Raw genomic sequence first — 17,745 nt, 5'->3', positions numbered from 1 at the left:
CATATCATTTTATCGAAGGGCGCAGGAGGGCCGGACGGCATGGCGACACGGCGGGGGGTTCTGGCCGGGCTGGTGGCGGCGCCGTGGATCGCGCGCGCCGCCGGGCGGATTCCGGCGGTCGGCGTCGAGAGCCAGTATGCCGACGTGATCGCGGCGGTCGGCGGCGAGCGGGTCGAGGTTGCCGCGATCGAGACCAATCCCAACGCCGATCCGCACGGGTTCGAGGCGAGCCCGGCGGTGGCGCGGCGGCTCGCCACGGCGCGGCTCGTGGTGCTCAACGGGCTTGGCTACGATTCCTGGGCGCGGCGGATCATCGGCGCCACGGCGGGCAGCGCGCCGGGGCGGCATGTGATTTCGGCGCAGGCGGTGCTCGGCCTGTCGGATGCGACGCGCAACCCGCATGTCTGGTACGATCCGGCGGCGATGCCGGCGGTGGCCGCGGCGGTGGCGGCGGCGCTGGCGGCGATCGACCCGGCGGGGGCGGCGACCTATCGGCGCAACCTCGCCGCGTTCGCGGCCGCGCTGGACCCGTGGCGGGCGGCGATCGGCGCGTTCCGGGCGCAGCATGCCGGCATCCGCGCGGCGGTGACCGAGCCGGTGGGCAACGATCTGTTCCAGGCCATGGGCATCGAGATCGCCACGCCCTGGAGCTTGCAGGCGGCGGTGATGAACGGCACCGATCCCGCGCCGCAGGACATCGCCACGCAGGAACGGCTGCTGCGGCGGCGGGAGGTGGCGTTTCTCGGCTACAACCGGCAGGTGATCGACCCGCTGACGCGCGCGATGCTCGACGCCGCGCGGGCGGCGCGTGTGCCGGTGGTGGCGCTATATGAAACCATGCCCGCCGGGTTCCATTTCGGCTCCTGGATGCTGGCCGAGACCGCGGCGGTGACGCGGGCGGTGGCGCATGGCGCCTCCACCGTCGCGCTCGCGAGGGCGGGATGAGCGGCGCGGCCCTCGCGCTGGAGGGGGTGGCGGTCGGCCATGCCGGGCGGGCGGTGCTGTCGGGCGTGGGGTTCAGCCTCGCGCCGGGGAGTTTCGCCGGGCTGATCGGGCCGAACGGCTCGGGCAAGACGACGCTGCTGCGCTCGATTCTCGGCCTCGTCCCGCTGCTGGGCGGGCGGGTCGCGATCGGCGGGCGCGGGCAGGTGGGCTATGTGCCGCAGAGCATCGCGCTCGACCGGTTCATGCCCATCCGCGCGCGCGACGTGATCGCGCTCGGGCTCGATGGGCATCGGCCCGGCATTCCGCTGCCCTCGCGACGCCGCCGCGCCCAGGTCGACGAGATGATCGACGCGGTGGGCGCCGCCGGCTTCGCCGACCGCAGGGTGGGCGATCTGTCGGGCGGGCAGCAGCAGCGGGTGATGATCGCCCACGCGCTGATCCGCCGCCCCGACGTGCTGCTGCTCGACGAGCCGCTGGCCAGCCTCGACCTGCGCAGCGTCGCCGAGGTGGTTGCACTGCTCGCCGGCCTCGCCCGCGAGGCGAAGGTGGCGGTGCTGATGTCGGCGCATGACATGAACCCGCTGCTGCCGGCGATGGACCGCATCGTCTATGTCGCCGAGGGCCGGGCGGTGGCCGGCACGGTGGCGGAGGTGGTGCGCGGCGCGGTGCTGAGCGCGCTGTATGGCGCGCATATCGACGTGCTGCGCGTGCATGGGCGGGTGCTGGTGGTCGCCGCCGGCGGCGCGCCGCACGGCCATGCCCATGATCACGCCCATGATCACGCCCATGATCATTCCCATGACCATGACGAGGATGCGATGCATGTCGTCCGCATTCCGTAGGGGCGGGCGATGAGCGCCGGGTGGTTCGCGCTCGGGCCGGTCGGCGTGGCGCTGGCGGTGAGTTTCGCCGCCGCCGTGGTCGCCGCGGTGGTCGGCGTGTTCACCGTGCTGCGCGGCCAGGCCTTCGCCGGGCACGCGCTGGGCGACATTTCCGGCGCGGGCGGGGCGGCGGCGCTGCTGTTCGGCATCCGTCCGCTCGCCGGTTTCGTGGCGATGGCGCTGGGCGGGGCGGCGGCGATGGCGCTGGCCGGCGGGCGGCGGATCGCCGAGCGGGACCTCGCCAGCGGCGTGGTGCTGGGCGCGGGGCTCGGGCTGGCGGCGCTGTTTTTGTATCTCGACGCGACGATGAGCGGCGCCGGCGGTGCGGCGAGCACGGTGATGTTCGGCTCGATGTTCGCGATTCCGCCGGGCATGGTGCTGCCAGCCGCGCTGTGCGCGGTGGCGGCGCTGGCGGCGATGGCGGCGCTGGCGCGGCCGCTGGCGCTGATCGCGGTCGACCCCGATCTGGCGGCGAGCCGGGGGGTGAGGGTGCGGCTTGTCGGCTTCGCGCATCTCGCGGTGCTGGCGCTGGCGGTGGGGCTGGCGGCGATGAGCGTGGGGGCGGTGCTGGCCACCGCGCTGCTGATCGGCCCGGCCGCCGCCGGGTTGCGGGCGGCCCGCACGCTGCCGGGGGCGGTGGCGCTGGCGGCGGCGATCGGCGTCGGCGCGAGCTGGGGCGGCATCGGCCTTGCGTACGAGAGCTATGGCTGGAGCCTCGGCTGGGGCGGGCGGCATGGCTGGCCGGTGAGTTTTTTCGTGGTGGCGCTGGTGGTCGCCGCCCATGCCGGCGCCGGGCTCGCCGCACGGATGCGGCGCTGAGATGTTTGCCGCCTTCATGCTCGATACCTGGGCGGCGGGGCTCATCGTCGCCATCACCGCGGGGGTGGTGGGCTGGTTCGTGGTGCTGCGCGGCGCCTCCTTCGCCGCCCATGCGCTGCCGCTCGGCACGTTTCCGGGGGCGGCGGCGGCGGTTCTGCTCGGCATCGCGCCCTCCGCCGGGGTGGCGGGGTTCGGGCTCGCCGGCGTGGTCGCGATCTGGGCGCTCGGGCGGCGCGGCCGGCCCGAGGTGGCGACGGCGCTGACCCTGGTGATGCTGCTCGCCACCGGCGCGCTGCTGCTCTCCTGGACCGACCGCTACGCCGCGCAGGTCTACGCGCTGCTGTTCGGCCAGGTGCTCGGCGTTTCGCGCGCGTCGCTCGGCGGGATGGCGCTGGCCGGGGCGGGTGCGGTGGCGCTGGCGCTGGCCGGCTTCCGCCCGCTGCTGCTCGGCGCGATCGCGCCGGATCTTGCAGCGACGCGCGGCGCGCGGCCGGCGGCGTGGGAGTTCGGCTTTCTCGCCGCCATCGCGCTGGCGGCAGCCGTCGCCGTGCCGGTGGTGGGCGCGCTGCTGACCTTCGCGCTGATGGTGGGCCCCGCCTCGTGCGGGCGGGCGGTTTCGGCGCGGCCGGCGGTGGCGCTTGCGGCTTCGGTGGCGATCGCGCTGGCGCTGATGGCCGGCTCGATCGCCTTGTCCTACCTCACCAACTGGCCGGTCGGCTGCTTCGCCGGGCTGGGCGGGGCGGGCTGCTACGCGCTGGGGCGGGCGCTGCTGTGATCAGGGCAGCTCGACGACCTCGACCCGCCGGCCGCGCGCGGCCAGCGCGATGCGCCCGCCCTTGAGGCGCAGCGCGTCGTTGCCGAACAGCTCGGCGCGCCAGCCGTGCAGGCAGGGCAGGTCCGGCGCGTCCTCGCTGGCGAGGCGGTCGATATCGTCGCCGGAGGCGATCAGCCGGGCGGCGACGTGGTGCGCCCCGGCCCGCTCGGCGAGCAGCACCTTGAGCAGGGCCACGAGGCCGGCGGGCGGGCGGGCGGTTTCGGCGGCGCGCGGCGCCTCCGGCAGATCGGCATCGGGGATCGCCTTCGTCGCCGCGATCACCTCGAGCAGCGCTCGGCCGGACTTGCCGCCGGCGAAGCCGCTGGAGATGCCGCGCACCCGGGTCAGCCCCTCGGCATCGGCCGGGGCGAGGGCGGCAAGCTCGGGGATCTGCTCGTCGCGCACGATGCGCTGGCGCGGCACGTTCACCCGCATCGCCTCGCGCTCGCGCCAGGCGGCGATCGCCTTGACCAGCGCCAGCTGCCGGCGGTTGCCGCCGCGCAGCTTGAGCCGGCGCCAGGCATCCGCGGGTTCGGTGCGATAGGTCGCGGGATCGGCCAGCACCGCGGCCTCCTCGGCCACCCAGTCGAGCCTTCCCTCGCGCGTCAGCCGGTCGCGCAGCGCTTCATAGACCGGGCGCAGCCAGGTGACGTCCGCCGCGGCATAGGCGATCTGCGCGCGGGAGAGCGGCCGGGCCGACCAGTCGGAGAAGCGGTGCGCCTTGTCGATCCGGCCGCCGGCGAGCGAGGAGACCAGCGTGTCGTACCCCACCTGGTCGCCGAAGCCGGCGACCATCGCCGCCACCTGGGTGTCGAACAGCGGGGCGGGGACGGCGCCGAATTTCAGCAGGAAAATCTCGATGTCCTGCCGGCAGGCGTGGAACACCTTGATCACGCCCGGATTGGCGAACAGCGCGCCGAGGGGGGCGAGGTCGAGCCCCTCGGCCTCGGCGTCGATCACCGCGACATCGTTCGCCCCGCCGAGCTGGACCACGCAAAGCTCGGGAAAATAGGTCTTTTCCCGCATGAACTCGGTATCGACGGTGACGAAGGGCTCGGACGCCAGCCGCGCGCAGAGGGCGGCGAGGGCCTCGGTGGTCTCGATCAGCACGGGTTCGGGAAAGCTCGGGGTCGGTTTCATGCGCGATCAACTGACACGCAACGTCTTGACAGGAAAGACCCGCGCCGCTCATTTGCCGCTGTTTTCTGTCAGGACTGGCCCCCATGCACGAATATCGCACCCATGATTGCGGCGCCCTGCGCGCCGCCGATGCCGGCATCACCGCGCGCCTTTCGGGCTGGGTGAACGTCAAGCGCGACCATGGCGGGCTGCTGTTCATCGACCTGCGCGACCATTACGGCATCACCCAATGCGTGTTTCCCGCCGGCTCGCCGGTGTTCGCCGCGGCCGAGGCGCTGCGGGTGGAGAGCGTGATCACCGTGACCGGACGGGTGGTGAAGCGCGACGCCGACACGGTGAACCCCCGCCTGCCGACCGGCGAGATCGAGCTGGTGGCCGAGACGGTCGAGGTGCAGTCCACCGCCGACGTGCTGCCGATCCAGGTTGCCGGCGAGGCGCAGTTCCCCGAGGAGCTGCGCCTGCGCTACCGCTTCCTCGACCTGCGCCGGGAGAAGCTGCACCGCAACATCATGCTGCGCGCCAACGTGATCGCCTGGCTGCGCCGCGAGATGACGGCGCGCGGCTTCACCGAGTTCACCACGCCGATCCTGACCGCCTCCAGCCCCGAGGGCGCGCGCGACTTCCTCGTGCCCTCGCGCGTGCATCCCGGCCAGTTCTACGCGCTGCCGCAGGCGCCGCAGCAGTTCAAGCAGCTGCTCATGGTCGCCGGCTTCGACCGCTATTTCCAGATCGCGCCGTGCTTCCGCGACGAGGCGAGCCGCGCCGACCGCGCGCCCGGCGAATTCTACCAGCTCGATTTCGAGATGAGCTTCGTGACGCAGGACGACGTGTTCGCCACCATCGAGCCGGTGCTCGGCGGGCTGTTCCGCGAATTCGGCGGCGGGCGCAGCGTGACGCAGTGGCCGTTCCCGCGCATTGCCTATGACGAGGCGCTGCTGAAATACGGCTCGGACAAGCCGGATCTGCGCAACCCGCTGCTGATCACCGACGTGACCGAGGCGTTCCGCGATTCGGGCTTCGGCCTGTTCGCGAAGATCGTGGCGGGCGGCGGCGTGGTCCGCGCCATTCCGGCGCCGGGCACGGGGGGCAATCCGCGCTCCTTCTTCGACAAGCTCAACGAATGGGCGCGGTCGGAAGGGGCGGGCGGGCTTGGCTACATCATCTTTGCTCCGGACGGGGCCAAGGGGCCGATCGCGAAGAACCTGGAGCCCGAACGCGCCGAGGCGATCCGGGAGGCCACGGGCGCCAGCGTTGGCGACGCCGTCTTCTTCGCCGCCGGCAAGGCGCTCGACGCCGCCAAGTTCGCCGGCACGGTGCGCACGAAGCTCGGCGCCGATCTCGGCCTGATCGACGGGGCAAAATTCGAGTTCTGCTGGATCGTCGATTTCCCGATGTACGAGCGCGACGAGGAGACCGGGCAGATCGTGTTCAGCCACAACCCGTTCTCGATGCCGCAGGGCGGGCTGGAGGCGCTGAACGGGCAGGACCCGCTGACGATCAAGGCGTTCCAGTACGACATCGTGTGCAACGGCGTCGAGCTGTCGTCGGGGGCGATCCGCAACCACCGGCCGGACATCATGCTGCGCGCCTTCGAGATCGCGGGCTATGGCGCCGAGGAGGTCGAGGCGCGGTTCGGCGGCATGCTCAACGCCTTCCGCTACGGCGCGCCGCCGCATGGCGGCTCGGCGCCGGGGGTGGACCGCATGGTGATGCTGCTGGCCGACGAGCCCAATCTGCGCGAGGTCATCGCCTTCCCGCTCAACCAGCAGGGCCAGGACCTGCTGATGGGCGCGCCGGCGCCGGTTCCCGCCGCGCGGCTCAAGGAACTCTCGCTCGCCATTTCGCTCCCGCCCGCGCCGAAGAAGGGCTGAGACGCCCGCCGGCCCAGTGCATCGCCAGCCCAGTGCATCGCCAGCCCTGTGCATCGGCCGCGCCGCCCGCTAAAGCGGGAGGACAGAACGCCGATCACAGGTGAGGAGGAGCCAACATGTCCGACGAATTCCGCGCCCTGGTCATCCGCAAGGACGAGTCCGGCCAGAGCTGCCGCGCCGAGACCCTGAGCGATGCCGAGCTGATGGAGGGCAGCGTCACCGTCGCGGTCAGCCATTCCACGGTGAACTACAAGGACGGGCTGGCCGTCACCGGCCGCGCGCCGATCGCCCGGCGGTTTCCGCTGATTCCGGGGATCGATTTCGCCGGCACCGTCACCGCCAGCGCCGATCCGCGCTTCCAGCCGGGGGATGAAGTGCTGCTCAACGGCTTCGGCGTCGGCGAGACGCATCATGGCGGCTATGCCCGGCGCGCCCGCGTTCCCGGCGACTGGCTGATCCATATCCCCGCCCCGCTCGACGCCGCCGAGACCATGGCCATCGGCACCGCCGGCTACACCGCGATGCTCGCCGTCATGGCGCTGGAGGCGCAGGGGATCAGCCGGGACAGCGGGGATATTCTCATCACCGGGGCTGCGGGCGGCGTGGGGTCGATCGCGATTTCGCTGCTCGCCCATGCCGGCTATCGCGTGCTCGCCTCCTCGCGCCGGGCCGAGGCGGAGGCGGAGTATCTGAAATCCCTGGGGGCGGCGGAGATCATCGACGCGGCGACGCTGTCGGCGCCCGGGCGGCCCTTCGGCAAGGAGCGCTGGGCGGGCGCGATCGATTCCGTCGGCAGCCACACGCTGGCGAACGTGCTGGCGCAGACGCGCTATGGCGGGGTGGTCGCGGCGTGCGGCCTGGCCCAGGGCAGCGACCTGCCGGCGACCGTGCTGCCGTTCATCCTGCGCGGCATCACCCTCGCCGGCATCGATTCGGTGATGGCGCCGCGGGCGAAGCGCGAGGCGGCCTGGGCGCGGCTGGCCGCCGAACTCGACCGCGCGACGCTGGCCCGGCTGACCACGAGGATCGGCTTCGAGGGGATTGAAGCGGCGGCGGCCGACATCGTCGCCGGCAAGGTGCGCGGGCGCATCGTCGTCGAGATCTGAGGCGCGGCCTAGGCCCGCTTCGGGTGCGTCCGCGGGCCTAGGTTCTGTACCTATTGCCATGACTACGGAGCGTCTGATTCAAGTCTGTTTGGAGGACTTGGAACATGGCGGAACTTTTCTGGCTGAACGACACGCAATGGGCTGCGATCGAACCATTGCTGCCGAAGCTTGGCGGCAAGCCTCGGGTTGATGACCGCCGGGTGCTGAGCGGCATCCTGCATCGCTTTCGCGAGGGCTTGCGATGGCGAGCGCTTCCTGAGGCCTATGGGCCACGAACCACGGTGTTCAACCGGTTCAACCGCTGGAGCCAGCGTGGCCTCTGGCAGGAGATCTTTGCGGCCCTGGTCGCCTGCGCGTATCCGCCGCGCATCGCCATGGTGGACAGCACCTCGGTTCGGGCACATCGCGCGGCCGCGGGCGGTAAAGGGGGCGCAAAGCCAGGCTATCGGCCGGTCGAGGGGTGGACGGACGACCAAGATCCACGCCGTCGCGGATGAGCAGGGGCGCATCGCCGCACTCCTCCTGACGCCGGGACAGGCCTCCGACATCAGCGGCGCCAGGGCGCTTCTGCCCACAATACCGCCACCAGAAGAGCTGATCGCCGACAAAGCCTACGACGCCGATGACCTGCGCGCCTTCCTCACCCGCCAAGGCACCAGGCCCGTGATCTCGCCCATGCCCAACCGCCGCGCCATTCCGCCCTTCGACCCCGTCGCCTACAGAAAGCGCAATCTCATCGAACGCGCCTTCTGCAGGCTCAAGGACTGGCGCGCCATCGCCACACGCTACGACAAAACCGCACGAAATTTCCTCGCAGGTATCTGCCTCGTCCTCGCCGTCACATCTTGGATCAGTTGAGTCCAGAACCTAGAGCATTTTCCGATCCATCAGGATCGGATGCCGTGCTCTATCTTGTTGATAAATAGAGCATCTTTATCCGATCAGATGGAATCATCTGATCGGATGATGCTGTAGAGCACGTTCCGATCCATCAGGATCGGATGTCGTGCTCTATCTTGTTGATAAATAGAGCATCTTTATCCGATCAGATGGAATCATCTGATCGGATGATGCTCTAGCCGCAGGCTGAGCAGTGCCGCGGCGAGCAGGATCGCGACCAGCAGCCAGAGGATGTGCAGCGGCGGCACGACCGACGAAATCAGGCCGAGTCCCAGCAGCCCGACCGCCGCCAGCCCGTTCGACAGGCCGAGCGCGATGCCCGAGCCGAGCGAGCGGTTCTCGGGGAAGATGTCCTGCCCCACCAGGATGCCGACCGGCAGGGTGGCGAAGAGGGCGATGCCGAGCAGGCCGAGGGCGATCCATTGCGCAGCACCGCCGGTGAGCAGGAAGGCCGCGAGCAGCGCCGCGCCGGCGAGGCTGGAGCCGGCGAGGATCGGGCGGCGGCCAATCCGATCGGCCAGATGCCCGCCGCCGACATTGCCGATGATGCCGACCACGAGCATCACCGTGATCAGCGCCGCCCCCGCGGTCAGGCTGTGGCCGCGCAGGTGCCAGAGCACCGGCAGGAAGGTTGTGGTGCCGAAGATCGCCAGTGCGCGCAGCGACTGGAAGGCGACCAGCGCGCTCATCGGCCCGAGATGGCGCCGCCAGGCGATCGGCTGGGCCGCGACATGGCGCGACGGCTGCACCGGCAGCACGTTCCAGAGCAGCAGGATGCTCGCCACCGCCGGAATCGCCAGCAGCGAGAGCGCCTTCAGCCCAAAGGTGACGACGACGAAACTCGCGATCAGCGGCCATAGCCCGCGCCCGACCTCGCCGCCCACCAGGAACAGCGACATGCCGAGCCCGACGCGCGGCCCGCTAAGCTGCCGCGCCCCGGCGAGCGCCTGCGGGTGGAACATCGCGTTGCTGATCCCGATCAGCACCAGCGCCGGGAGCAGCAGCGCGAGACTGCCGGAGCGGCCGATCAGCGCCGCCGCCAGCGCAGTGCCGAGCACGCCGGCGGCGATGAAGCGCCGGCCGCCGAAACGGTCCGCCAGCAGGCCGGTGCCGACCTGCAACGCCTGGCCGATCAGCAGCGCCGCCATCACCGTGCCGGCGAGGGAGACGGGTTCGCCCATCGCCACCAGCACCGCCGGCAGCACGCCGGGGAGGTAGTTGGCCGAGCCGTCGTTCAGGAAATGCAGCCAGCTCAGCGCCGCCAGCCGGCCGTAGCGCACACTGCCGCCGACCGTTCGCAATCCCTGATCCATCACCACCGCCATTGTGTTTCTCTGCCGGCCGCCCGGGGGCGCCGGGTTTCACGAAAAGGGATGTTTGCATGACCAAACCGGCGGGGATTTGCAACCCGCGCGGCCGCGGGCGCGCGGCGGGCGCCTATCCGCCGGCTTCGCGCTCCATCGTCTCGCGCATGATGAATTTCTGGATCTTGCCGGTCACCGTCATTGGAAACTCCTCGACGATGCGCACGATGCGGGGGATCTTGTAATGCGCGATCCGCCCCTCGCAGAAGCCGATCACCTCATCGGGCGTCAGGGTTTCGCCGGGGTTGGGCTTCACCCAGGCGCAGGGCACCTCGCCCCATTTCGCGTCCGCGATGCCGAAGACCGAGACGCTGGCGACCTTCGGGTGGGTGAACAGGAATTCCTCCACCTCGCGCGGGTAGATGTTTTCGCCGCCGCGGATCACCACGTCCTTGCTGCGGCCGACGATGGTGCAATAGCCGTCCTCGTCGATCACGCCGAGATCGCCGGTGTGCATCCAGCCGGCGTCGTCGATCGCCTCGGCGGTTTTCGCCTTGTTGCCCCAGTAGCCGAGCATCACCGAATAGCCGCGCGTGCACAGCTCGCCCCGCTCGCCGCGCTGCACGATCCGCCCCTCGGCGTCGATCACCTTGACTTCGAGATGGGGGTGGATGCGCCCCACCGTCGCCACCCGGCGTTCCGGCGTGTCGTCGGTCGCGGACTGGAAACTGACCGGCGAGGTCTCGGTCATGCCGTAGCAGATGGTGATTTCCGGCATGTGCATCCGGTTCATCACCCGGCGCATCACCTCGATCGGGCAGGAGGTTCCGGCCATGATTCCGCCGCGCAGCGAGGAGAGGTCGAACCCCGCGAAACCGGGATGTTCGAGCATGGCGATGAACATGGTCGGCACGCCGTAGAGATGGGCGCAGCGTTCCTCGGCAACGGCGCTCAGCGTCGCCAGCGCGTCGAACCCGGCGGCGGGATAGACCATCGTGGCGCCATGGGTGATCGCGGCGAGATTGCCCATCACCATGCCGAAGCAATGATAGAGCGGCACCGGGATACAGATTTTCTCGCCGTCGCGCAGGCCGATTCCCTTGCCCACGAAATAGCCGTTGTTGAGGATGTTGTGGTGCGAGAGGGTGGCGCCCTTGGGCGCGCCGGTGGTCCCCGAGGTGAACTGGATGTTGATCGGGTCGTCGAATTGCAGGTCGGCGCGCAGGGCTTCCAGCGCCGCGCGGCTCGCAGGTGTCGCGGCGGCGGCGATGGCGGCGAAGGGCGTCATGCCAGCGGGCAGATGAGCCGCGCCGCCGATGACGAAGCGGCGTTCGAGATGCGGCAGGCGGTCCGCCGGAATGCTGTCCAGCATCGCGACATAGTCGCTCGACTTGAAGGCGCGGGCGAGGACGAGGGCGCGGCACTGGACGTCGTTCAGCACGTATTCCAGCTCGGCGGTGCGATAGGCCGGGTTGATGGTGACGAGAATGATCCCCGCCCGCGCCGAGGCGAATTGCAGGATCGCCCATTCGGCGTTGTTGGGCGACCAGATGCCGATGCGGTCGCCGCGGCGCAGGCCCAGCGCGAGCAGGCCGGCGGCGACGTCGTCCGCCGCGCGGTCGAACGCGGCATAGGTGAAGCGCTCGCCGCTTTCGCGCACCACCAGCGCCTCGCGGTCGGGTGGCGGCGGGCGGCCTCCGCCAGGGCGGCGCCGATGGTGATTCCGAGGCGCGGCGTGTCGCCCGGTCCCTGGACGTAGCTGGTGCTCGTCATGATTCGTTGTCTCCCTGCGGCCGAGCGTAATGCAGCCGCCGGACGGCGCAAGGGGGCGGGTGGCCGCGCGGCTGGAGCCGCTCTATAACGGGGCGATGGTTTTTCCCCCGCCGGACCGCGCCTGATGCACGCCCGCCCCAGCGCCACGATCGAACGCCGGCTGGACGAGGCCGCCGCCGCCTGTGCCGCCGCCGGCCGGCAGCTCACGCGGCAGCGCCGCGCCGTGCTCGGCCTGATCCTCGCCGCCGAGGGGCCGCTGACCGCCTACGAACTGCTCGACCGGCTGCGGCAGAGCCATCGCGGCGCCACGCCGGCGACGATCTATCGCGCGCTCGAATTCCTCATCGCTGCGGATCTCGTGCACAAGGTGGAGAGCCTGAGCGCCTATGTCTCCTGCGCCGACCCGGCGGGCGAGGCGCAGGGCCATACCCATGCGGCGCAGTTCTTCATCTGCCGCCAGTGCGGCGCGGTGGCCGAGCTGGAGGACGAGGCGGTGGCCGCCGCGCTGGAAGCCGCCGCGGCGCGGATCGGCTTCGCCCCGGGGGGCGCGATCGTCGAGGTCGGCGGGCTCTGCGCCGCCTGCGCCGCCGGCTAGTGTCCCGAATCTGAAATCCGATGGATTTCAGATGCAGGGCAGAGCACTCTATGACCCGCGCGGGGGCGTGCCGGCGCGGGCGATGGGGGCGACGAATTGCGGCTCGGTGTCCCAGGGGAACAGAATCCAGGTGTCCTGCGAGACCTCGGTGATGAAGGTATCGACCAGCGCCTTGCCGGCCGGCTTGGCGTAGACGGTGGCGAAATGGGCGCGGGGGAGCAGCTGGCGCACCTCGCGCGCGGTGGTGCCGGTATCGACCAGATCGTCGATGATGAGGAAGCCCGCGCCGTCGCCGGCGGCGGTGGGCGGCTTGGTGATGGTCGGCTTGCCGATCCGCTCCTCGTCATAGGTGACGATGCTGACGGTCTCGATCAGGCGGCATTCCAGCTCGCGGGCGACGATGGCGGCCGGGATGAGGCCGCCGCGGGTGATCGCGACGATGCCATCGAAGGGCGCCAGCGCGTTGAGCCGCCAGGCCAGCGCCTTGGAGTCGCGGTGAAGCTGGTCCCACGAGACGGTGTAGTAATGCGCGGCCATCAGAACAGGCGTCCTCCGTCGGGCACGGTGAAATCGGGGCGGATCAGCACGACCTCGCCGTTTTCGTCCGGCAGGCCGAGGGTGAGCACCTCGGACATGAAGGGGCCGATCTGGCGGGGCGGGAAATTGACCACGGCGCAGACCTGCCGGCCGATCAGCCGGTCCGGCGCGTAATGCACGGTGATCTGCGCCGAGGAGCGCTTCACGCCGAGCGCGTCGCCGAAATCGATCCACAGGCGGATGGCGGGCTTGCGGGCCTCGGGGAAGGGTTTCGCATCGACGATGGTGCCGACGCGGATGTCGATCCGGGCGAAATCGTCGTAGGTGATGGTCTGGGACGTGTTCTCGGCCATGAGGCTGCATTGGCCAGCGCGGGCGCATTGTCAATCCGGCGGCGGAATGCGATTGGATCGGCAAACCGTTACAGGAGTGTCCAGAGAATGCGCGATTTCGACTTTCCGGGCCGCAGCGCCGTCTATGCCGGGCGGGCGATGGCCGCGACCTCGATGCCGGCGGCGACCCTCGCCGCGCTCGACGCGCTGCGGGCGGGCGGCAACGCGCTCGATGCGGCGGTGACCGCGGCGGCGGTGCTCGGCGTGATCGAGCCGCACTCGACCGGCATCGGCGGCGATTGTTTCTGCCTCTACAAGAAGGCCGGCAGCCCCGAGGTGATCGCGATGAACGGCTCGGGCCGGGCGCCGGCGGGGGCGACGATCGACTATTTCGAGCGGCAGGGGATCGCCCAGCTCGACAATATCTCGCCGCACGCCGTGACCGTGCCGGGCGCGGTTTCCGCCTGGGAGACGCTGCTCGCGGCGCATGGCAGGCGCGGGCTCGACGCAGCCCTGGCGCCGGCGATCCGCTATGCCGAGGAGGGGCATCCGGTGCATCCGCGCGTCGCGTTCGACTGGAAGCTGGTCGAGGGCAAGCTGCGCCGCAGCGGCGCCGCCGCCCTGCTGCCGGGCGGGGCCGCGCCGGAAGCGGGGACGATGTTCCGCCAGCCCGAGCTTGCGCGCACGCTGAGGGCGATCGCGAAGGACGGGGCGAAGGGGTTCTACGAGGGGCCGGTCGCCGCCGGCATCGTCGCGGAGCTGCGGGCGCGCGGCGGCGTGCATACCGAGGCGGATTTCGCCGCCGGGCGGACCGCGGCGAAATTCGTCACCCCGATCCAGCGGGATTTCGACGGGCTGACGATCTGGGAATGCCCGCCGAACGGCTCGGGCCTGCTGGCGCTGATGCTGCTCGGCATTCTCGAAGGGTTCGGCCCGGCGCCGGACGGGCCGATGGGGCCGATCCGGCTGCACCGGCATATCGAGGCGGCGCGCCTCGTCTATCGCGATCGCGACGCGCTGCTCGCCGACCCGGACCAGGCGGAGGTGCCGGTCGCGCATCTGCTCAGCGACGACTATCTCGGCGGGCTGCGGGCGCTGATCCGCGACGACCGGGCGATGGTGGACCTGCCGCGCGCCGGCGAGACGGCGCTGCCGCTGCACCGCGACACCGTCTATCTCTGCGTGGTGGACGAGGACGGCAACGCCTGCTCGTTCATCAACTCGACCTATGAGAGCTTCGGCTCGGGGATTCTCGCCGGCGATACCGGCGTGGTGCTGCACAATCGCGGCATGGGCTTCCGCATCCAGCGCGGCCATCCGAACTGCATCGCGCCGGGCAAGCGGCCGATGCACACGATCATCCCCGGCATGGCGACGCAGGGCGGCGAGGCGGTGATGCCGTTCGGCGTGATGGGCGGGCACTACCAGCCGATGGGCCAGTCCTGGCTGGTGACCAACATGCGCCAGTACGGGCTCGACGTGCAGGAGGCGCTCGACCTGCCGCGGGTGTTTCCCTTCGCCGGACAGGTGGAGCTGGAGCGCTCGGTGCCGGCGGCGAGCCTCGAAGGGCTGGTCGCGCGCGGGCACAAGGTGGTGCGCGAGGACCGGCCGGACGCGCGGCCGCATGGCGGCGGCCAGGCGATCTGGATCGATCGCGGGCGCGGCGTGCTGATCGGCGGCTCCGACCCGCGCAAGGACGGCTGCGCGCTCGGCTATTGATCCCGCGCCGCGCCGCGCCGTGCCGCCCGTCCCGCGCGCGCGGGCGGGCGGGGCGGCGAAATTCGGGGGGTGAAAATTTCCGGTTCAAATCCGGGCGAAAAAGGCGAATACTGTCTCCCGTCGGGAGAGCAAGGCCATGGAAGACCCCGCCCACGCAGCGGCCCCGCACGGGCCGCGCGCCGTCGCCCTGGTAGGTCCGCAGGGCAGTGGCAAGAGCGCGCTGTTCGCAGCGCTGATCGACGCGGCCGGCGGCGGCGCCGCCGCGCGGCGCGGCGGGCGAGGGCGAAGTTCCACGCATGACATGCAGGTCGGCCACTGCGATTTCCTGGGCGAGCGCTGGGCGCTGCTGGATTGTCCCGGATCGGTGGAGTTCGTCCACGAGGCGGCGGCGGCGCTGGCGGTGGCGGATATCGCGGTGGTGGTGGCCGAGCCTGACCCTGCGCGGGCGATCGCGCTCAGGCCGGTGTTCCGCATGCTGGAGGACGCCGGCGTGCCGTTCCTCGTTTTCGTCAACAAGGTGGACACGCTGAGCGCGCCGGCCGAGGCGCTGGTGGCGGCGATGCAGGCGGAGACCGCGGTGCAGCTGGTGCCGCGGCAGATGCCGCTCCGCGAGGGCGAGCGGGTCATCGGCTATGTCGACCTGCTCTCGGAGCGGGCGTTCCGCTACCGGCCGGATGCGGCCTCGGAGCGGATCGGGCTGCCGGCGGGTGTGGCCGCCACCGAGCAGGCGGCGCATGACGCGCTCATCGACAGCCTGGCGGACCGGGACGACGAGCTGCTCGAACAGGTGATCGAGGGGGCGACACCCACGCCCGCCGAGCTTTACGGCCATTTCCGCAAGGACACGGAGGCGCGCAGCCTGGCCGGGGTGATGTTCGGCGCGGCCGAGCATGCGCATGGGGTGCTGCGGCTGTGGAAGGCGCTGCGGCACGACGCGCCGGAGGTGGGCGCGACGGCGGCGCGGCATGGGGTGGCGCCCGACGGGCCGGCGCTGGCGCAGGTGTTCCGCACGAGCTGGCGCGGGGCGGCGGGCAAGCTTTCATTCGCCAGGGTCTGGCGCGGGGCGCTGCGCGACGGGACGAGCCATGGCGGCGTGCGGATCGGCGGGATGATGCGCTTCGCCGAGGGCGAGTTGCAGCGCGTGGCCGAGGCGGAGGCGGGCGATGTGGTGGCACTCGGCCGGCTCGACGGGGTGGGCACCGGCGGCACGCTGGGCGAGGCGGCGCCGGCGATGGCCTTTCCCGCGCCGCCGCCGCCGCTGCACGAGGTCGCGATCGCCGCGGCGGAGCGGCGCGACGACGTGAAGCTCGCCAGCGGGCTGGACAAGCTGCTGGAGGAGGACCCGGCGCTGCGCCTCGCGCGCGACGCCGACAGCGGCGAGACGCGGTTGGCCGGGCTGGGCGAGATTCATCTCGGCGGCGCGGTGGAGCGGCTGGAGCTGCTTTCCGGCGTCGCGGTGCGGACGGCGCGGCCGCGCGTGGCCTTTCGCGAGACGATCCGCCGCCCGGTGCGCGAGCATGCGCGGCTGAAGCGGCAGACCGGCGGGCATGGCCAGTTCGCCGATGTGACGCTGGAGATCGCGCCGCGCGGGCGGGGCGAGGGATTCGCCTTTGCCGACCGCATCACGGGCGGCGCGGTGCCGAAACAGTATATCGCGGCGGTGGCCGACGCCGCCGAGGAGGCGACGCGGCGCGGGCCGTTCGGCCACCAGGTGGTGGATGTCGCGGTGACGCTGGTCGATGGCGGGTTTCACGCGGTGGACAGTTCGGACATGGCGTTCCGCGCGGCGACGCGGGCGGGCATGGCGGAGGGGCTGGCGAAGGCCGAGCCGGTGCTGCTGGAGCCGATCCACCGCATCACGATCAGCGCGCCGAACGCCTTCACCGCCGGAGTGCAGCGGCTGCTGAGCGGACGGCGCGGGCAGATTCTGGGCTATGCCGAGCGCGCCGGCTGGCCGGGCTGGGACGATACCGAGGCGCTGCTGCCGGCGGCGGAGCTGCACGGGCTCGCGGTCGAGCTGCGGTCGCAGACCGCGGGGCTTGGCAGCTTCGTCCACAGTTTCGCGCATCTGTCGGAAGCGCCGCCGCGGCTGGCCGAGAAGGTGGCGCAGGCGGCGGGCAGCTGATTTTACAGGCAAGGAGACGAGATGGACACGCAGGTTTCCGGCACGCTGGCCGCGCCGTTGCTGATCGGGCGGGATTCGCGGGGCGTGGTCACGCTCACGCTCAACCGGCCGGCGAGTTTCAACGCGCTGTCGGACGAATTGCTCGCCGCCCTCGATGCGGCGATCGGCGCGATCGCGGCGGATGCGGATGCGCGGGTGGTGGTGCTGGCGGCGGCGGGGCGGGCGTTCTGCGCCGGGCACGATTTGCGGGAGATGATCGCGCGCGAGGACGAGGCGGCGCATCGCGACCTCTTCGCCCGCTGCACCCGGGTGATGCTCGGCTTGCAGCACCTGAAGGTGCCGGTGATCGCGCGGGTGCAGGGGTGGCGACGGCGGCGGGCTGCCAGCTGGTGGCGAGCTGCGACCTCGCGGTGGCGGCGGCGAGCGCGCGCTTCGCGGTTTCGGGCATCAATCTCGGCCTGTTCTGCTCGACGCCGAGTGTGGCCCTCGCCCGCGCGGTGCCGCGCAAGGCGGCGCTGGAGATGCTGTTCACCGGCGCGATGATCGATGCCGAGGAGGCGGCGCGGCGCTTCCTGATCAACGAGGTCGCGCCGGATGACGGGCTGGATGACGCGGTGGCGCGGCTCGTGGAGCAGATTCTCGCCAAGCCGCGCGCCGCCCTTGCCATCGGCAAGGCGCAGTTCTACCGCCAGATCGAGCTGGGCATTGCCGAAGCGTATGACGTGGCGGGCGAGGCGATGGCCTGCAACATGCAGGACGCGGCGGCGCGGGAGGGGATTTCACGCTTTCTCGACCGTAGGAAATAATTCCAAACGGCGAGACATCATTCAGTAGGAAACAATTCAGTAGGATGAAATTCCCATCCGGCCCCGGAGGAAAAACCG

15 protein-coding genes and 1 pseudogene are annotated in these 17,745 nt (G+C 71.2%); 11 read left to right on the top strand and 5 right to left on the bottom strand.

Features of this window, described 5'->3' with window-relative positions; all coding sequences use genetic code 11:
• The first annotated feature begins 39 nt into the window (after window positions 1-39).
• The 4 genes from ACIDOCELLA78_RS90505 to ACIDOCELLA78_RS90490 are packed head-to-tail and all read left to right on the top strand — an operon-like array spanning window position 40 to window position 3,420.
• Window positions 40-945: a metal ABC transporter solute-binding protein, Zn/Mn family gene (locus ACIDOCELLA78_RS90505; RefSeq protein ID WP_201728948.1), complete on the top strand. Its 906-nt coding sequence runs from the start codon at window positions 40-42 to the stop codon at window positions 943-945.
• Window positions 942-1,787 carry a metal ABC transporter ATP-binding protein gene (locus tag ACIDOCELLA78_RS90500; RefSeq protein ID WP_201728947.1) on the top strand — a complete coding sequence of 282 codons (846 nt, stop codon included), beginning with the start codon at window positions 942-944 and terminating at the stop codon, window positions 1,785-1,787. Before ACIDOCELLA78_RS90505 ends, ACIDOCELLA78_RS90500 begins: the two co-directional genes overlap by 4 nt.
• A 9-nt stretch (window positions 1,788-1,796) precedes the next feature.
• The gene (locus ACIDOCELLA78_RS90495; RefSeq protein WP_201728946.1) at window positions 1,797-2,645 is read left to right on the top strand and encodes a metal ABC transporter permease; all 849 of its coding nucleotides are present in this window, start codon (window positions 1,797-1,799) and stop codon (window positions 2,643-2,645) included.
• Window position 2,646: 1 nt separating this feature from the next.
• Entirely contained in the window at window positions 2,647-3,420 is a 774-nt protein-coding gene (locus ACIDOCELLA78_RS90490) for a metal ABC transporter permease (protein WP_201728945.1), read from the top strand.
• On the opposite strand, the gene rnd is transcribed toward ACIDOCELLA78_RS90490, so the two are convergent.
• Entirely contained in the window at window positions 3,421-4,599 is a 1,179-nt protein-coding gene (gene rnd / locus ACIDOCELLA78_RS90485) for a ribonuclease D (RefSeq protein WP_201728944.1), read from the bottom strand. It abuts the gene before it with no gap.
• An 83-nt stretch (window positions 4,600-4,682) separates the two neighbouring features.
• Between rnd and aspS the strand changes: the two genes are divergently transcribed.
• From aspS to ACIDOCELLA78_RS90470, 3 genes are all read left to right on the top strand, one after another.
• Window positions 4,683-6,470 (top strand): aspartate--tRNA ligase, encoded by a 1,788-nt coding sequence (gene aspS, locus ACIDOCELLA78_RS90480; RefSeq protein WP_201728943.1) that lies wholly within the window; start codon window positions 4,683-4,685, stop codon window positions 6,468-6,470.
• Between the two features lie 116 nt (window positions 6,471-6,586).
• On the top strand, window positions 6,587-7,576 hold the full coding sequence (locus ACIDOCELLA78_RS90475; RefSeq protein ID WP_201728942.1) for an MDR family oxidoreductase: 990 nt from the start codon (window positions 6,587-6,589) through the stop codon (window positions 7,574-7,576).
• Between the two features lie 104 nt (window positions 7,577-7,680).
• Window positions 7,681-8,434 (top strand): IS5 family transposase gene (locus tag ACIDOCELLA78_RS90470; RefSeq protein ID WP_374223207.1). Its coding sequence is split into 2 segments (ribosomal slippage): window positions 7,681-7,998 and window positions 8,000-8,434, totalling 753 coding nucleotides; the frame shifts between segments, so codons are not numbered across the junction.
• A gap of 197 nt (window positions 8,435-8,631) precedes the next feature.
• Here the strand turns inward: ACIDOCELLA78_RS90470 and ACIDOCELLA78_RS90465 are convergent.
• Together ACIDOCELLA78_RS90465 and ACIDOCELLA78_RS90460 are read right to left on the bottom strand one after the other, a co-directional pair.
• Complete coding sequence (locus ACIDOCELLA78_RS90465) at window positions 8,632-9,801, bottom strand: MFS transporter (protein WP_201728941.1); 1,170 nt, start codon at window positions 9,799-9,801, stop codon at window positions 8,632-8,634.
• Window positions 9,802-9,913: 112 nt separating this feature from the next.
• Window positions 9,914-11,443 (bottom strand): AMP-binding protein, encoded by a 1,530-nt coding sequence (locus ACIDOCELLA78_RS90460; protein ID WP_283770840.1) that lies wholly within the window; start codon window positions 11,441-11,443, stop codon window positions 9,914-9,916.
• 234 nt (window positions 11,444-11,677) lie between these two features.
• Between ACIDOCELLA78_RS90460 and ACIDOCELLA78_RS90455 the strand changes: the two genes are divergently transcribed.
• Window positions 11,678-12,148 (top strand): Fur family transcriptional regulator, encoded by a 471-nt coding sequence (locus ACIDOCELLA78_RS90455; RefSeq protein WP_201728940.1) that lies wholly within the window; start codon window positions 11,678-11,680, stop codon window positions 12,146-12,148.
• 48 nt (window positions 12,149-12,196) lie between these two features.
• Here ACIDOCELLA78_RS90455 and gpt read toward each other — a convergent pair whose 3' ends face one another.
• Both gpt and ACIDOCELLA78_RS90445 read right to left on the bottom strand, forming a co-directional pair.
• On the bottom strand, window positions 12,197-12,685 hold the full coding sequence (gpt, locus tag ACIDOCELLA78_RS90450) for a xanthine phosphoribosyltransferase (RefSeq protein ID WP_201728939.1): 489 nt from the start codon (window positions 12,683-12,685) through the stop codon (window positions 12,197-12,199).
• Entirely contained in the window at window positions 12,685-13,038 is a 354-nt protein-coding gene (locus ACIDOCELLA78_RS90445) for a tRNA-binding protein (protein WP_201728938.1), read from the bottom strand. Before ACIDOCELLA78_RS90445 ends, gpt begins: the two co-directional genes overlap by 1 nt.
• Window positions 13,039-13,125: 87 nt before the next feature.
• Between ACIDOCELLA78_RS90445 and ACIDOCELLA78_RS90440 the strand changes: the two genes are divergently transcribed.
• The 3 genes and pseudogenes from ACIDOCELLA78_RS90440 (at window position 13,126) to ACIDOCELLA78_RS90430 (ending at window position 17,667) form a co-directional block, all read left to right on the top strand.
• Entirely contained in the window at window positions 13,126-14,736 is a 1,611-nt protein-coding gene (locus ACIDOCELLA78_RS90440) for a gamma-glutamyltransferase family protein (RefSeq protein ID WP_201728937.1), read from the top strand.
• A 136-nt stretch (window positions 14,737-14,872) separates the two neighbouring features.
• Window positions 14,873-16,861 carry an elongation factor G gene (locus tag ACIDOCELLA78_RS90435; protein WP_201728936.1) on the top strand — a complete coding sequence of 663 codons (1,989 nt, stop codon included), beginning with the start codon at window positions 14,873-14,875 and terminating at the stop codon, window positions 16,859-16,861.
• 21 nt (window positions 16,862-16,882) lie between these two features.
• Window positions 16,883-17,667 (top strand): annotated as a pseudogene (locus tag ACIDOCELLA78_RS90430) (enoyl-CoA hydratase).
• Window positions 17,668-17,745: the final 78 nt, after the last annotated feature.

The sequence above is a fragment of the Acidocella sp. C78 genome (assembly GCF_907164655.1).
This window is presented reverse-complemented; position numbering and strand designations above follow the sequence as displayed.

Coding starts and splice junctions, on each gene's coding strand:
- ACIDOCELLA78_RS90505 (WP_201728948.1), top strand. CDS start 40: ATGGCGACACGGCGGGGGGTTCTGGCCGGGCTGGTGGCGGCGCCGTGG.
- ACIDOCELLA78_RS90500 (WP_201728947.1), top strand. CDS start 942: ATGAGCGGCGCGGCCCTCGCGCTGGAGGGGGTGGCGGTCGGCCATGCC.
- ACIDOCELLA78_RS90495 (WP_201728946.1), top strand. CDS start 1,797: ATGAGCGCCGGGTGGTTCGCGCTCGGGCCGGTCGGCGTGGCGCTGGCG.
- ACIDOCELLA78_RS90490 (WP_201728945.1), top strand. CDS start 2,647: ATGTTTGCCGCCTTCATGCTCGATACCTGGGCGGCGGGGCTCATCGTC.
- rnd (WP_201728944.1), bottom strand. CDS start 4,599: ATGAAACCGACCCCGAGCTTTCCCGAACCCGTGCTGATCGAGACCACC.
- aspS (WP_201728943.1), top strand. CDS start 4,683: ATGCACGAATATCGCACCCATGATTGCGGCGCCCTGCGCGCCGCCGAT.
- ACIDOCELLA78_RS90475 (WP_201728942.1), top strand. CDS start 6,587: ATGTCCGACGAATTCCGCGCCCTGGTCATCCGCAAGGACGAGTCCGGC.
- ACIDOCELLA78_RS90465 (WP_201728941.1), bottom strand. CDS start 9,801: ATGGCGGTGGTGATGGATCAGGGATTGCGAACGGTCGGCGGCAGTGTG.
- ACIDOCELLA78_RS90455 (WP_201728940.1), top strand. CDS start 11,678: ATGCACGCCCGCCCCAGCGCCACGATCGAACGCCGGCTGGACGAGGCC.
- gpt (WP_201728939.1), bottom strand. CDS start 12,685: ATGGCCGCGCATTACTACACCGTCTCGTGGGACCAGCTTCACCGCGAC.
- ACIDOCELLA78_RS90445 (WP_201728938.1), bottom strand. CDS start 13,038: ATGGCCGAGAACACGTCCCAGACCATCACCTACGACGATTTCGCCCGG.
- ACIDOCELLA78_RS90440 (WP_201728937.1), top strand. CDS start 13,126: ATGCGCGATTTCGACTTTCCGGGCCGCAGCGCCGTCTATGCCGGGCGG.
- ACIDOCELLA78_RS90435 (WP_201728936.1), top strand. CDS start 14,873: ATGGAAGACCCCGCCCACGCAGCGGCCCCGCACGGGCCGCGCGCCGTC.